The sequence below is a fragment of the Xanthomonas arboricola genome (genome assembly GCF_002940665.1).
Taxonomy (GTDB): domain Bacteria; phylum Pseudomonadota; class Gammaproteobacteria; order Xanthomonadales; family Xanthomonadaceae; genus Xanthomonas; species Xanthomonas arboricola_B.
Genome location: NZ_MIGY01000003.1, coordinates 1,142,754 through 1,156,856 on the forward strand (window position 1 = coordinate 1,142,754; position 14,103 = coordinate 1,156,856).

At 60.9% G+C, this 14,103-nt stretch carries 13 protein-coding genes; 3 read left to right on the plus strand and 10 right to left on the minus strand.

Going from position 1 to position 14,103, the window contains the following annotated elements; translation table 11 throughout:
* Positions 1 to 22 precede the first annotated feature (22 nt).
* From XarjCFBP7645_RS18685 to XarjCFBP7645_RS18735, 10 genes are all read right to left on the minus strand, one after another.
* The gene (locus XarjCFBP7645_RS18685; protein ID WP_258079586.1) at positions 23 to 2,098 is read right to left on the minus strand and encodes an Atxe2 family lasso peptide isopeptidase; all 2,076 of its coding nucleotides are present in this window, start codon (positions 2,096 to 2,098) and stop codon (positions 23 to 25) included.
* Between the two features lie 69 nt (positions 2,099 to 2,167).
* Complete coding sequence (locus XarjCFBP7645_RS18690; protein ID WP_104538652.1) at positions 2,168 to 4,615, minus strand: TonB-dependent receptor plug domain-containing protein; 2,448 nt, start codon at positions 4,613 to 4,615, stop codon at positions 2,168 to 2,170.
* Between the two features lie 673 nt (positions 4,616 to 5,288).
* Positions 5,289 to 5,612 (minus strand): DUF4880 domain-containing protein, encoded by a 324-nt coding sequence (locus XarjCFBP7645_RS18700; protein ID WP_104538654.1) that lies wholly within the window; start codon positions 5,610 to 5,612, stop codon positions 5,289 to 5,291.
* 94 nt (positions 5,613 to 5,706) lie between these two features.
* Positions 5,707 to 6,279 (minus strand): RNA polymerase sigma factor, encoded by a 573-nt coding sequence (locus tag XarjCFBP7645_RS18705; protein ID WP_258079587.1) that lies wholly within the window; start codon positions 6,277 to 6,279, stop codon positions 5,707 to 5,709.
* A 465-nt stretch (positions 6,280 to 6,744) separates the two neighbouring features.
* Complete coding sequence (locus tag XarjCFBP7645_RS18710; RefSeq protein WP_104538656.1) at positions 6,745 to 7,158, minus strand: hypothetical protein; 414 nt, start codon at positions 7,156 to 7,158, stop codon at positions 6,745 to 6,747.
* Positions 7,159 to 7,324: 166 nt separating this feature from the next.
* Entirely contained in the window at positions 7,325 to 7,810 is a 486-nt protein-coding gene (locus XarjCFBP7645_RS18715) for a hypothetical protein (RefSeq protein ID WP_244812197.1), read from the minus strand.
* Positions 7,811 to 7,869: 59 nt separating this feature from the next.
* Positions 7,870 to 9,336, minus strand: a complete 1,467-nt coding sequence (locus XarjCFBP7645_RS18720; protein ID WP_181126383.1) for an XVIPCD domain-containing protein — start codon at positions 9,334 to 9,336, stop codon at positions 7,870 to 7,872.
* Positions 9,337 to 9,350: 14 nt separating this feature from the next.
* Entirely contained in the window at positions 9,351 to 9,980 is a 630-nt protein-coding gene (locus XarjCFBP7645_RS22005) for a hypothetical protein (protein ID WP_104538868.1), read from the minus strand.
* A gap of 89 nt (positions 9,981 to 10,069) precedes the next feature.
* The gene (locus XarjCFBP7645_RS18730; RefSeq protein ID WP_039579119.1) at positions 10,070 to 10,483 is read right to left on the minus strand and encodes a SymE family type I addiction module toxin; all 414 of its coding nucleotides are present in this window, start codon (positions 10,481 to 10,483) and stop codon (positions 10,070 to 10,072) included.
* Positions 10,480 to 10,824 carry a hypothetical protein gene (locus XarjCFBP7645_RS18735; RefSeq protein WP_219842102.1) on the minus strand — a complete coding sequence of 115 codons (345 nt, stop codon included), beginning with the start codon at positions 10,822 to 10,824 and terminating at the stop codon, positions 10,480 to 10,482. Before XarjCFBP7645_RS18735 ends, XarjCFBP7645_RS18730 begins: the two co-directional genes overlap by 4 nt.
* Positions 10,825 to 11,259: 435 nt before the next feature.
* Between XarjCFBP7645_RS18735 and XarjCFBP7645_RS21470 the strand changes: the two genes are divergently transcribed.
* From XarjCFBP7645_RS21470 to XarjCFBP7645_RS18745, 3 genes are all read left to right on the plus strand, one after another.
* A complete protein-coding gene (locus tag XarjCFBP7645_RS21470) occupies positions 11,260 to 12,213 on the plus strand; it encodes a hypothetical protein (RefSeq protein WP_146096367.1) in 954 nt (317 codons plus the stop codon).
* A 98-nt stretch (positions 12,214 to 12,311) separates the two neighbouring features.
* Positions 12,312 to 13,136: a hypothetical protein gene (locus XarjCFBP7645_RS21475; RefSeq protein ID WP_146096368.1), complete on the plus strand. Its 825-nt coding sequence runs from the start codon at positions 12,312 to 12,314 to the stop codon at positions 13,134 to 13,136.
* 124 nt (positions 13,137 to 13,260) lie between these two features.
* Complete coding sequence (locus XarjCFBP7645_RS18745) at positions 13,261 to 13,959, plus strand: transposase (RefSeq protein ID WP_181126384.1); 699 nt, start codon at positions 13,261 to 13,263, stop codon at positions 13,957 to 13,959.
* The last annotated feature ends 144 nt before the right edge of the window (positions 13,960 to 14,103 follow it).

A 14,103-nucleotide genomic window follows, 5' to 3' on the forward strand; every position in this document is an offset into this window, starting at 1 on the left:
CACGGAAACTGCACCACGCACACTAGTGGCCACGCGCCGGCAGTGCCGCCTTGATTGCGCGCCAGCGCGCGTACTGCGCGGCCTTTTCCGGCGCAGCGTCCTGATAGTCCTGCAACCAGAAGCGGAACCAATCGACGTTGCGCGCATACACGGCCAACTTGTGCTGCGGCTGGAACTTCTGGTGCGGCTCGTTCGCAAACACGTACAACTCGGCGCGTTGCGCACGCAGCAGTGGAATCAGGTAATCCAGCGCGTACAGATATTCCTGCTCGGAATGCTGGAACAGGATGGGCGCGCGAATCCGCTCCAGCTTGAACGCCGGCGACAGCGCCTTCCAGCGCTCGGGCGTCTGCTCCGGTGCACCCAGGCCCCACATGTCGCGCAGCCCCTTGAGGAAGGGCTCGCCCTTCATGCTGCCGAACAGGTAGTACGACGGCGACACCACCGGGTTGGCCACCGAAGCGGCCGCCAGCAGGTTCGACTCGGTGGCCGTCCACAGGGTCACCGCACCGCCGAAGCTCAGCCCGCCCATGCCCACCCGCGTGCGGTCGATGCCGGCCTGCGACGACAACAACGCCACCGCGCTTTCCACCGCCGCCAGCCCTTCGCCGTGCCGTTCCACCGCATCCATGGTGTAGCCGGGCAGCTGATTGATGCACAACGCTGCGATGCCTACTTGCGCCAAAGTGGCCAGCGGCCACTCATCGCCCACGCCACCGCGCACGAAGCCCGGGCAGCTGTAGTAGGTGACGAACAACGGCAGCTTGCCCGCGCCGGTACCGTGTGCCGCGAAGAACTGGCCGCTGTATCGCCGCCCGCGTGCATCGCTCCACTGCAACAACCGCGCAGGCGTTGCACGCGCCATGTCCGCCGCAAGCTCCGCGTTGGGATCGAACAGCACCTGCCGCGTGCCATCGTCCAGGCCGAGACGTTCCAGACGCGGCGGGCGATCGGCTTCGGCTGTCACGCACACCAGCGCAACGGCCGAGGCACCGCAGCGTGCCGCCGGGTCACGGCCGCCATTGATCAAACCGCGCCCCTGCACCACCAACCGCACCTGCCCGGTGGCCGGATTCCAGCGCTGAATGGATTGCGCCAGGCCCAATGCAGGATCGGTGATGGTGAAAAGCACCTCCGCACTCCCCGGGCGCCACTGCACTGCACTGATTGCCTTGCCCACGCAGGCCGCCGCCGTGCAGCGCACGGCCTTAGGCGCATGTGCACCGGGCAAGACTGACAGCGCCACCTGCGGACGGAATAGCTGGCCGTTGCCATCGCCCACACGCGACAGCACCGCCACCGCCCCACCGGGCGCAGGCACGGATTGCCACACGTCACCGTCGACACCGTGCGTACTGACGGGCGATTCCTGCGCGGGCACCGGCGCAGCGGCGAGTGGCCGCGTAGTTGCCGTCGCCAGATCCAGCGCCAGCCAGTGCTCCGGCACATCCGCCGACAACCCGGTGCGATCGAACCACACCGTGCCGAAGCGCTGCGTCGCCAGCCGTCCTTGCACATTGCCCGAGCGGAACAGGCCTTGCCCGAGCGGCACCGTCTCGTCGATCCGGATGCCCCGCGCATACTCGTCCTGTTCGGCCGCCATGACCTGCGCGCGCGTGGCACCGACGCGGTAACGCAGCACCCGCCCATCCGCGTCCAGCGAAAACTCCTGCACGTCCGCCGCATCGTGGGTCACCGCTTGCGCGCCGGAACCGTCCGCTGCCGCGCGCCACACCGCGATCACGCCATCGATCAATGCGCGGTAGTACAGCCAGCGGCCATCCGGCGACCACAGCACCTTTGCAGGCAAGGACCCGCCAGCCGAGTCCCGCAACGGCACGCCACCGTCGGCGACGCGTCTGGGCGCAGCGTCCTGCAGGCCCTGCACATACCAGACGCTGTCGTAGGTATTGCGCTGCACCGCTGCCTGCTCGGTGCGAAAGGCCACGCTGCGGCCATCCGGCGACAGCGTGGGGCTACCGATATCCACCACTTCCAGCAATCGTTGGGGCGACACCGTTTGCGCGTGGCCCACGCACGCACCGGCCGCCATCAGCACGCCTGCAAACAGCAGGCGCCATGGTTTGTGATTCCTCACGCTCACACTCCTCTCAGCAACGCTCAAGGCCCATCGCCAGTACAGCGGCTGCAGCAGCCAGCCGACGCATCACCAGTGCTTGGACACCGACACGCTCACGAAGCGACCAATCGCCGAATAGTTGGTGGAGTCGTACGGCGCCACGTACAGTGGCGAGGTCACCCGATACAACGGCGGATCGCGATCGAAGGCGTTGTCCACCGACGCGCCGAACTCCAGCCCGGCCCACGCACCGCGGCGTGTGCCGGTGGCGTAGCGCAACGCGATATCGAATGTGGTGAACGATGCCGACTCCACCCCATCGGCGCGGTCGCGCACCCCGCCGCGATAGTTGCCGAACAGCGAGGCAGTGAGCCCGCCCTGCTTCCACACCGCACCCACGCGGCTGCTCAGCTTGGGCGGGTTGAACAGCGTGCCGGCCAGATCGAACGCCGGTTGCATGGGCAACGTCTGCTGCGTGCTGTCCAGCCAGCTCGCCGAGCCGCGCAGGGTCAGCGTGCCGCGCGCCAACGCCACCTGGTAGCTACCGCTCAGGTCCAGACCCTCGATGTCCTGCTGCGCCACGTTGGCGTACTGCGTGTAGATGATTGCCGCCACCCGGCTCGGGTCGTAGGCGACGCCGGCAAAGTTGGAGAACCGGCTGGCGAGCGCGATCACATCGGCCTGCGCCTGCGGCGTCGGCGTGCGGTCCACGAAAGGCGCGTAGATCGGGTTGCGCAAGGCCTGGCTGGCATTGGCGATCGGCTGCAGCACACGGTTGCTGTAGTCCACCCCGAACCAGGTCAGCTCCGCCTCCAGGCCATCCAGCGCCTCGGGGTGCCAGGCCAGCGACACCGAGCGTGTGATGGCGCGCTCCGGCTGCAGATCCTGGTTGCCGCCATCGGCCACCAGCACCGTCGTGCCGGCAGGAAAGCCCACCCCGCCGAACGCGCCCGGCTGGAACAGCCACACCTCCTGCGCGTAGTTGCGCTCGAACAGCGTGGGCGCCTTGAACGACTTGCCCCACGAAGCCTTGAGCGTCACATCGCTGCCAGGCGCATACAGCACACCGAACTTGGGCGTTGTCACCCCGCCGAAGCTGCTGTAGTCCTCCCCGCGTACCGCCGCTGTCAGCGTCAGCCGCTGCACACCAGGCACGCCCTGCGCCGGGCCCACCACCGGCAGGTTCAGCTCCGCATAGGCGAAGCGCGCGCTTTCGCTGCCGTCGATCGTCTCCACGCCACTGACGTGGTCGACGTTACGGAACGTGTTGCTGCGATACCCCACCCCGGTGGCCAGGCGCGCATCGCCTGCCGGCAGCGCGAACAGCGGCCCTTCGGCGCCCAGCTCGTAACTGCGGCTGTCGTTGCAGTAGCACAGGTCGGTCACGCTCACCGCACCGCTGGCCAGCGCCGTTTCCTGGCGGTATTGATCGTGCTTGCTGTTGCCGTCGGTGGCGCCCAATGTCAGCGTCCAGTCGTTGGGCAACCACAGCGCAAGGCTTGGCGACAGCAGCAGGCTGGTGGTGGTCGGAGTGACCCGGCTGTTGCGGCCACTGACAGCGTAGAAGTGCAGTTGGTCGCGTTCAGTGCGTAACGCATCCAGGCGCAATTCGGCGTTGTCGCCCAGCGCCTGGTAGGCACTCAGCAGCCCGCTGCGCAGGTCGCTGCCCGGATACAGCGTGGACGGGTCCACCAGCTGTGCGGTGTAACCACGCTGATGGCTGTAGATGGGGTCAGCGGACACGTCCTGATAGGTCGCGATCACCCCACCACTGCGCCAGGTGGTGCCTGCAGTAACGTTATATTGCCGCGAGGTGAGCCCGCCTTGCGTGGCCCGCCCGAAGCGCGTGCCAACGCTCACCCCGTCGTAGTCGCGCTTGAGGATCACATTACCGACGCCACCCACCGCGTCCGACCCATAGATTGCCGACGCACCGTCGGCCACGATCTCCAGCCGCTCCACTGCCTCCACCGGGATCGCGCTGAGGTCCACCGCCTGGGTGAATCCGCCATAGGCCAGCCGGCGCCCATTGAGCAGGGTGAGCGTGGCATCGGCGCCCAGCCCGCGCAGGTTGAGGCTCGCGCCGCCGGTCATGTTCTGGTTCGCATTGCCGGCCCCGGCCAGATTGCCGCTCAGCACGCCCGGGTTCTGCCCGCCGGAAAAGTTCTGCGGCACGCTGCGGATTACCTCGCCCAGATCGCTGAAATCCTCTTCCTGGATACGCGCCGCGCTGATCGAAATCACCGGCGACGGAACGGCACCGCCCTTGATGCGCGTGCCGGTGACTTCGATGGACTCCAACTCGGTCGTGGCGGTTGGCGCCGGCGGGCCCGCCGCAACCGCAGCCTCCGGCGAGCCGGGCCTGGGCGGCTCGCCGGCGTCCGGTGCTACGGCTGCCGGCGTTTTCTGCGCCGCTGCCGGAGGTTGCGTCGCCACCTGCGCTGTCGCGGCCTGTGCCCCCACCGCACCTGCCGCCCCGCTCGCCGCGGCTAGCAGGGCGAGGGAAATGGCGTTGCGTAACGTGCGTGTCTTCATGCTGCATCCTTTGGCTTGCCTGGGTTGGCCCGCCGGCGGCGCACGCCGGGGCGACCCGGCGCGCATCGTCAGCTGAGCAAGATCGGTCCTGCACCCGACTGCTGAAACACGGGCACCGCAACGCGGCAGGCAGTGACCAGTATCGCTAACTGTTTGATTTTCTGGCAACCATCGCGCACGCAAAGTGGCTCGGTACCCATCCGGGTCCGACACGTCATCGCTGTGTCCGCGGTCGCCCTGCTCCTACCCCCTGCTACGCGTCCGACGCGCTACACCCGCATCGCCATCACCCGTGCGCGCCTTGCCGTGGCCACGGGCACAAGCGCATCACCGCGCTGCGCATCGACGTGACCTGCAGGGGTTTGCACGCCTTGCGTGGCCGTGCGTTGCTGTGCCCCAAGGTTGTGCAGCGACACCAGCGAGACAACCGCCAATGCCAGTCTGCTGCGTGCATGATCCAAACCGGCACTGCTCCCCGATACTGCCCGTCGTGCTTGCATGTGCATCCTTCGCGTCCTGGGCGCGGCACCATCGCCATTGCGTCCCCCGACAACAAGTGACGTTGCACAAGCGCAATGCCCTACCAACGACGTCTGCAACATGCAGGCAGCGCTGCAACAGCGCGCACATCCAACGGTCTATGCAACACGCAGTGCGGCGTGCGGAGGGCGCGCTACTGCCTCAGCAGGTGATGCACCGCATAGCCAACTGCGGCAACCAGCATCGCTGCCAGCAACAGCCAGGGCCAGCGACGCCGCCGGCCAGAGGGCGGCGTCAGCAGTTCCAGATCGCGTGCAGTAGCGGCCTGCAACTCGGCACCATCCAGCACCGCCGACGCGTGTTCGTCCACGTCGAGCAACTGCTGGTAGGCCACACGGTGGCGCGGATCGGCAGCCAGCCATGCCTCACGCGCAGCGCGCTCGGCAGCAGTCTCGCTGCCGCGTCGAACGAGATAGGCGGCCGCCTGCGCGTGGATGCGCCCGGACTCTGCACGCATGGCTGGTCACTCCCGACGGGCCGTCTGCCTGCGCCCTCGTACACGATGCTACCAGCATCTTCCGGCGGCGCCAGCCAGCAGCCTTGCAGCCCGGTTACTGCGGCAATTTCCCCACGGCCGCACGGCACGCCAGTAGCGCACGGCTGATGTGCTTCTCCACCATCTTGGTGGAAATCCCCATCGTCGCGGCGATCTGCGGATAGGTGAGCCCGTCGAACCGGCTGAGCTTGAACGCAAGCCGGCACTTCGGCGGCAGTTCGAGCAAGGTGCGCTTGAGCAGCACATCGAGTGTCTGGCGCGCATCGGCGATTTCGTCCACGCCGGCCTCGTCGGCGCGGATCGGCGCAACCTGGTCCAGCGACACGTGCAGCGCCGCCAGCCGCCGCTGACGCGAGCGCCGCAGCTCGATCACCAGGTTGTGCGCGATGCGGTACATCAGCAGCCGGCGGTCGCCGATGTTGGGCGCATCGCGGTACACCATCATTCGCGAGAAGGTCTCCTGCGCCAGGTCTGCAGCGGTCTCGGCATCGCGCGTACGGCGGCGCAGGTACACCAACAGCTCGGCATGCAGTGCGGCCAATGCCTGGTCGAACTCGGCGCGGAGACGGTCCCTCTCGGCGAGCGACGGCTGCCCGCGCGCCATGGGCGGCCCGTCACGCGAGCTCATTGTGATCGCCGCGCCTTCGGCCAAGTGCCGCTGCCCACCAACTCCCCCACGCATCTTGCGACACGACGCACCAGCGCAACGCGCGCGCGAGGGTCATGCAAGTGGATCTGAACATGAGCAGTGCAGCCGAAAGAGGGAGAGTGGGTGGTGGGCGCCGCACCCCGAACCGCAGCCCCACCTCTTCCTCTATGACGGCAAGCGATGCTAACCCCCTACGTCTTGCGCGTTAGTCAGCCTCGGTCGAGATCACCACGCACTCCACACCTGGTCGCTGGAGGCGCGGTCCTGCCCGCGGCATCGCACGGTTACAACGCTTTTCCCCCGCGCACTCCATGCAAACAGCAAAGCGGAACGCTGCAGCAGTTACTTACAACGAATACGCCGCTTGCTGCGAAAGGTGTACCAGGCCAATGCATGTGCTCACCTGACGACTGGCGCGTGCGTGTCTGCAACGTCGACCACTACTCAGCTTCTGTGTGTCGCCTTTTGAAACTTGACGGGCCCGTGAGCGCCCGGATACTTCTTCTTGATCAAGATGCGATCGGACGGCCTGACACAGCTGTCCTGCAGCGAACCGGCCACATGTGCCTCATCCACGAAGAACTCTTCGTAAGGCAAGGGCAGCACGGACGTCTCCTTGCCGCGATCGAATTTCAGCAACAGCCTGTCATCACGCTCGAAGCACAGCCGCTTCCACGCGAAATCGGTCAGCCCGCCGGCTTCGACCACAGCCGAATCCTTGCCGGCCAGCAGCGCCACAACTTGCTCGGAAAACCGCTCCTCGGAAATCGGCGGCTCGATCTTGGCGCATCCCGCAAAGGTGGCAACTACAAGTGCAGCCGATGCGGAAAAGTGACAAGGGAAGATAGCAAATCGCATATGACGCGGCTCCTTCCAGCGGTAGAGCGATGGTCTACCAGAAGCGGCCAGCCTCCGCATCATTGCAAAGGTGGCAACTCCCTATTCCACTAAACGCTAGCCCTACCCACATAACGGATGCACGAATGCAGGGTGCTGTGGAGCCGTTGAGGTTCTGATCAGGCAATTACAGGAGATTTGAGTAGTCGCCGATCTGATTGCATATCTGTGACGGCGGGTTACCCACCTTGACGACTCTCCGTAGCCCCTTCTCATATTTCTCTTTCGGTGCAACCACACGGTAGACGAGATAGAACCCTTGCCGAGTTTCCCAAAGACCAAACGTCGACATCTCTGAAAATCGGAAAATTTCTCCATTAGATTGAATAACGTCAAAGCTACATTCGGCGTATGCACCGAAGCCACAGCTGGCATCCAGGTAGCGCAGCCCGCCTCGCCCATCCAGATCAAAGTGATAAGAGCGCCCGTTCTCGTCTTCGAAAATCTGCGGTGTCACTCGCAGCGCCTGAGTTGTGTTTGCGCTCTCCCAGTCCAAGACCTCCGCACACAGCGATGAGCCGGACGGCTTGTCCACACCAATCTGAGCGAATATCCAGGTGCAACCCGTTGTAGCGAGGAACCAGAACACGACATTAGTCAGTGAATTTTTCACGGGCACCTCTCAGCCTCCGTCGTATTCGGTTACAGCCAATACCGACGACATGGAATGTCTCAGCGCGCTATTGATGGTCCTGTCTGAGTAACAGCTTGCTGCGACTGCTCCAGCGCCTGCTGCTGTTCGCGCGCCTGGGCCTGAGTCTGGTTGATTGCCTGCAGGCGATCGAACGACTGGGTCTCTGGCGCCTGCACGGCGTCCAGGGTCGGCATATAGGCACGCTGGTGGGCCGGGTCATTGAGCGCACCCTGGACGACAAAGACCTTCTCGCCGCCGGCCAGCTGACCTGTTGGGTTGTTGAGCACTACATGATCCACCCGCGACAACCCTTCCTCTTTTGCCAGCGCAAGCAGGCTGGCAGTCATGCGCTGGCTTGCCCCGTCCCACTCTTTGCCGTGCTGGGCGTCGAGCTGCATCACACCACTTTTGATCTGCTGATACAGCGCGTGGTCTGGGTGGCCTGGCTGTGAGGGCGTCTGCGCTGGGGGACGTGGCGATTGTGGGTCGCGCTCTCGCAGCTCCTGCTCCAGCGACTGGGCAGAAATCGGCGAGACGTGCAGGTGAGTGTCCTTGCTGTGCTGGAAAAGCCCAGGGGTTGGCGGCTGCGTACTACTGTCCAGGTATGGCATGGGGCGGGTATCGCTGCCCAGGTCAATGCCGTTGTGCTCCAAAATTTCTTCTTTGAATCCCAGGCGCTGCATGTCCAGGATCATTGGCTGCTCCGGCTCGCCGGGCTTTGACTTGTTGTAGTGTCGCTCGTAGATGGCGGCTGTGCCGACCACCCACGGACCGTAATGGTTGACGTAGTCGGACTGGCCCGCATGACCGATACGGGTGTCCTTGACCGATTTGTCGAAGTAATTCACTCCCATTGCCTCGACATTACCCGCCGTGGGCGACAACGTCAGGTCGCTATTGAACGTCAGGTTTGCCTTGGGCGTATAGACACTTGGATAACCGCTGCGCGTGACAAAATCTCTGGCCCGACCATCCGCAAATAGGTACACATCTTCAAGCGTAGGATTAGGGTTACGACTCTTGGTCGCGCTCACGATAGCGTTCCATCCGGCTATTTCGGCCGTTGCTTCGTCCGCACGGTTACTGGCCAGCACCTTCTCGCCAGCAGCAGTGTAATCGTGCGTGCTACGGGCAATTTTTATTGCCTCTGTTTTGAACTGTTCCCGCGCAAGCGCAGCAGTGGGACTGTAAAGGCTATGCTGAATTTCATGTCCCAAGACGAAAGTCAAATCGCCTGCTGCTGCATGCTTGCCGTTGGCATCATTCACCAGCGCTGCAAGCGGCAGGTGAATTTCCTGATCGCGTGGATCATAGGTGCCTCCCGCATGCGGATCGTTCAACGGCGCGAAGCCTTTCAGCACCTTTTTCTGCACCGCCTCGTTGATCTGCCGGGTCAACTCGGGCGAATCGTTCAGGACCCGGTTGAAGTTGTCCAGATGCTCACGTGTGACACCTGGTTGCTGACCGAATGACGCCACCACAGCACTTGCTTCTTGGCTCAACATGTCCGCTCCTTGGACTAGCGAATTTGAACCCACTCGACGCACTGATGAGTGGTGCGCGCTAAAGGTTCGTCAGCCTCTCCACGCGGGAAGAGCTCTACGCGCATCCCTGGGCGTTGAAAGATATCGCTCATCCATCGCCCATCTTCGACAAGATTGCGTTGTCGCGAGAAACCCATTTTTTCGAGGTGCGCCGCAAATGCCTCGAAGTCGATCTGGCAGATATCCGACATAGACGGAGACACTTCTGGCGGATTAGGCAGGAACAGGAACTCGAACCATGCACCCTTTATTTCAGTTTTGTTGACACCAAACCCGTAGTTCCAGTTTTGGGTCAGCACTCCGCTGGCACCGAACCGGCCGGAACCATCACTGCGGTGCTGTACCGACTGGCCCATCGCTCGAGACACATGGTCGGCGGTGAACGATTCAATACTGGTGCTTGTGCGAATCAGCTCCAGTACCCGCTCCAATGCTTCCTGCGCGGTACGTGGTCCACCTTTGGAAGGATCTGCAGGTACGTGATCGGCTGAGGAACTCATGGCAGATGTCTCCGTGACGGTTGCCGGTGCTGGGGTGGCCGCCGTGTGGGCGCATGCGCCCAGAGCGAGGGTGGCGAGCAAGGCGTAGAGGGGGCGCGCGATCATGAAGCGTCCGTTGTGCGCTGGTGTGGCTGCGACGCTAGTGGCATCCGGCACCGAGGTCAATCGCAAGGGGTCTGGCAGCCGCACCATCATCACCGCACGCTGCGCGCCTTGGCCGGCACCTCCACCGGCGGCAACACCTCCATCAGCAACTGCCCTTCGCTGGCGGTGATGCGTAGCTTGGTGCCGATGGCAAAGCCCAGTTGTTCCAGCCATAGGCCGCTGAGGCGGACATGGGGCACGTGCTGGTCGCCGGCGTGGTCGTGGGCACCGGGGTAATGGGTGTAGCTGACGGTGCATTGGCGCGGGCGGCGGGCTCGGCGGGGTGCGCGTAGCGTGCCGGGGCCTTGTGGGGAGGCGTCCGGGTCGGGTGGCAGCATCGGTGGCAGCTTGGTGCGGTCGGGTTCCACAACAACCCACTGCACCCGCTTGGGCGGCGTGGGGCGCGTACGCGTGCGGGTGGGTCGTGCGCTGGCAGATGCCGTGGGTGGGCGGCGGCGTGTCATGGCACCTCCGGGTGATGGTGGGTGGTGGATGCGGCAACGCGCTGCTGCAACTCCATGGCACTGCGCGCGAACCGGCGGCGCAAGGTGTGCAGCAACGCACCAAGCTGGCGACTCAGCGGATGCGCGAGATGCTCGCTCACCTGCTTAGCAGCTGCGCGTGCGGCGAGCCGGCGCAGCACCTCACGCACATCCCACCGCAGGCGGTGAGCGAAGGTTGGCAACAGATCAACCGGCACAAATGCCGGCATGGATGGTGCGATAGACATGGCAACGCCCTCCTGGAACAACCCAAGAACCGCCGCCAACGGCGACGGGATGTCGGGAGGTTCGAAACCGTACATAGTCGGCGGGCATATTCCCCTTGCGGGTGTTGTATTAGCCACCCTCCCGACGCAGCATCGCGTCGGTTGCACCTGCGAAGTGCAGGCACAAAAAACCCACCGGTTTGACGGAGGTGGGTACCGCTATGTATGGAGTTTCGACGCTCCTTGCACAGGAGGTTGCTACTGATGCGCCTTGATGTCAACAGCCGAGGAACATCAAAAAAAGCAGAGACACTAAGTAACTGAATTCCCCCGTCATTCGAAGGGACCTTCAATTACTTCTGCCCACCCAAGCGGGCTTAGCAGCAACAGTGGAGCTATGTTTTTTGGATAACAACGCAATCTATTGCCAGGAAAAGTGAGCTGGATCGCAGTTTCATCTTATTCAGCATTAAAGATATTGGGTACGAAGCCGATACGCCAAAATAATTACGCCCCCCTCCGGAGATGAGCATGGAAGATAAGTTTGGAGAAGTTGGATATTTAAGTTATGAGTGGCTCAGCGCACCTGACGGAGTAATTGATGCGTATGCAGGTGGAACAGCACTGATCGGACTCGATGAGGCCATACGATATTTCAATCGCCGTCAAGCAAAGTCACTGTCCACCACGAACTACGAAATACCAGTTCGTACAGGGGACGGCTCATGGTTAGCCGTCGTGATCGGGATCTTAAGCGTACCAGTTACAACCTTTGCGGCAGCGTACGCCAAAAAGGCCGCAGAGAAGATGGCGGAACGCGATTTCTCTGAACTTGGATTCAAAGATATTGCTAGGCGCTCCATGGATGCTCTCGTCCACCTTATTGAAATAATGAAAAAGACAGGCAAACCGTTAGATTTGGAGAAAACTAAAATAAGATGGTCCAAAGATGCGACAAAAGCAATCATTACAGACAAAAACGGGAATGAATTAGAAATACCCTCTGACTACTTGAAATGGTATCGGGATATACCACAAAGTACATTAAAGAGGCTATCTGCGCCGATAGCTGAAAATAGATTTATGAAGATTGGATCAAGGCAGCCAGACGGCAGCATCTTTGAAGTCACGATCAACGCAAGTGAATGCCACCTTTTAGACGGCGGCGAAGAGGCTGAAGAAGACGAATTCCTTTTCCCTGACCTTAAACACGCCGACGAGATAGAACTAGAAGGACTGATAACTCGAGGAAATCAATCGACCAATTCCATCGGATTTCAGTATATGGGGCATATTCTTAATTGCATACCAGAGACCGGAAATGTACGCAAGTACAAATCAGCAATGTTTTTGCATTGCCGTGTAAAGGTAACAGTAAATCGTCACGTGGGTTCACTCACAAGGCTAGACCATCGGCCGACACTGATTATCCATCAAATAGTTCAGCTCGAAACTGATACTCAAGACCAACCGAAGCTTCTTTGACCTGAAGCGAAACCGAGCGGCACCTCAAACTTCCGAACCCAAGATACATATTTTCAACTTATAACATTAACTCCCCACCCCACCAATGAGTAAATCAATTGCGAGATAAATTTACCGAACGCAGCTCTCTAAGCGAGCTCAACATAACAGGCCTCCTTGAGATTTTTGCTAAAACAAGCGCTATTGCAATACCGATACTTTACTTTGTAGGGTGGATCTATCGTGACAAATTTTGGTTGACGCTTGGCCTTAACGAACTTCCGGGGTACACGCTAGAGAGCTATGTCCGCTGGGGTTTCATTGTCGCCTTCAGCGCATTTCTAGAAACAGTTAGTGAAATTCCTGGCGGGCTACCTGTTGCATTAGTAATGCTCCTCGCGCTCATAGTCCTTATACCAACAGCACTTGAATTCCTTGTTTTTAGAAGAAATGGAAAGCGCACACGAAAATGGAGTGAGCGCAAAGCATTCTATTTGCGTCATTGGAACGATGGAATAATCCTAGAAATATTTACTTTCATTGAGCGCTTCAAGCTTACTGCAGTTATTTGCGTTACAGCGATGTATGCAATATTTCTCCTTCTAATTACGGTCTATGTCCCAATTAGAATATCTTCAAATGCAGGAGAAAGGGATGCGAGCAAGCATCTACAAGAGCTCATGAACCCTAAAAACGGCACGTATTTTGGGCATCAAACGCTAGCCTACATCAAAGGGAAATCATCGGAAAGTGAGGTAGCCATAGTCATAGACTGCAGCCCTCTTTGGTGTGGCGTTTTTAAAGACGGCTCATTTTCCGCCCACTCCCTTTCTGAAATAGAAAAATTGGAAAGCTGTGGACAAACGAGCTTAACAAAAGCAGGAAATATTGTTTGCGATTGGGCACCCGCCATCTCGCGATTATCAGATACACCAAGGGATTAGCCGCGCCATTAATTGGCGCTAATGGGTCAGGTTCACTTTACTATACATATTTCAGGCTGCGGCTTTATCTTTCGGGAGGGTGTCCTCGATATCACAACCAATGCCTTGCTGCGAGTCTTGCCAAGTGGCCGGACTTCCCCGCATCGACTTCCCTGGCATCTCGCAGCACATCGTGCAGCGCGCGGACAACCGCTTGCCGTGCTTTCTGGATGATGGCGACCGATTGCGCTACCTGCACTTGCTGCATGAAGCCCTGCACGCCACAGGTTGCCAGCTGCATGCCTATGTATTGATGGACAACCATGTGCACCTGCTTGCCACGCCGCCTGCAACAGGACGGATCGGGCAACTGATGCAGCGGCGTGGGCGAAACTACGTCGCATTGTTCAATGGCCGCCACGGGCGCACTGGTACGCTATGGGAGGGGCGGTACAAAGCGTGTCTTGTGGACAGTGCGGACTACGTCCTTCGCTGCTATCGCTACATTGAGCTCAATCCGGTGCGTGCTCGCCTGACCGACAACCCGGCAGCGTATCGTTGGTCCAGCTGCCCAGCCAACCTAGGCCAGCGCAAGCACTCCGCACTGACACCACATCCCTGTTCGCTTGCGCTTGGCAGCGACCCGATTGAGCGATCCAACGCCTACCGTGCTCTGCTCGATGAAGCCCTCTCCGACGAACTGCTTACCAGCATTCGTCTTCATCTACAGCAGCAGCGAGCCCTGGGCCACGACGCCTTCCGCGCAATGGTCGAAGCCAAGACCCACCGCTTCGCAGGCGTCAGGCCAGCTCATCGGCCACGCAAACCGAACGCCGCCGACTGATAAGTTAACCTGACCCCGTTATTCGAGTCGTCGGAAGAAGGTAGCAGTCCTTCAACCAAGGCAATGACTGATCCAGAGCACGCTGGCAATCACCTCTTCGCTGGACTGCGAGGGAGGGATTACCTCCGTACATTTCCGATGAGC

Bases quoted from the DNA above. Each gene is read 5' to 3' on its own strand.
- XarjCFBP7645_RS18730 (WP_039579119.1), bottom strand. From the start codon at position 10,483: ATGACACGCCGCCGCCCACCCACGGCATCTGCCAGCGCACGACCCACC.
- XarjCFBP7645_RS18705 (WP_258079587.1), bottom strand. From the start codon at position 6,279: ATGAGCTCGCGTGACGGGCCGCCCATGGCGCGCGGGCAGCCGTCGCTC.
- XarjCFBP7645_RS21470 (WP_146096367.1), top strand. From the start codon at position 11,260: ATGGAAGATAAGTTTGGAGAAGTTGGATATTTAAGTTATGAGTGGCTC.
- XarjCFBP7645_RS18690 (WP_104538652.1), bottom strand. From the start codon at position 4,615: ATGAAGACACGCACGTTACGCAACGCCATTTCCCTCGCCCTGCTAGCC.
- XarjCFBP7645_RS18710 (WP_104538656.1), bottom strand. From the start codon at position 7,158: ATGCGATTTGCTATCTTCCCTTGTCACTTTTCCGCATCGGCTGCACTT.
- XarjCFBP7645_RS22005 (WP_104538868.1), bottom strand. From the start codon at position 9,980: ATGATCGCGCGCCCCCTCTACGCCTTGCTCGCCACCCTCGCTCTGGGC.
- XarjCFBP7645_RS18720 (WP_181126383.1), bottom strand. From the start codon at position 9,336: ATGTTGAGCCAAGAAGCAAGTGCTGTGGTGGCGTCATTCGGTCAGCAA.
- XarjCFBP7645_RS18735 (WP_219842102.1), bottom strand. From the start codon at position 10,824: ATGTACGGTTTCGAACCTCCCGACATCCCGTCGCCGTTGGCGGCGGTT.
- XarjCFBP7645_RS18700 (WP_104538654.1), bottom strand. From the start codon at position 5,612: ATGCGTGCAGAGTCCGGGCGCATCCACGCGCAGGCGGCCGCCTATCTC.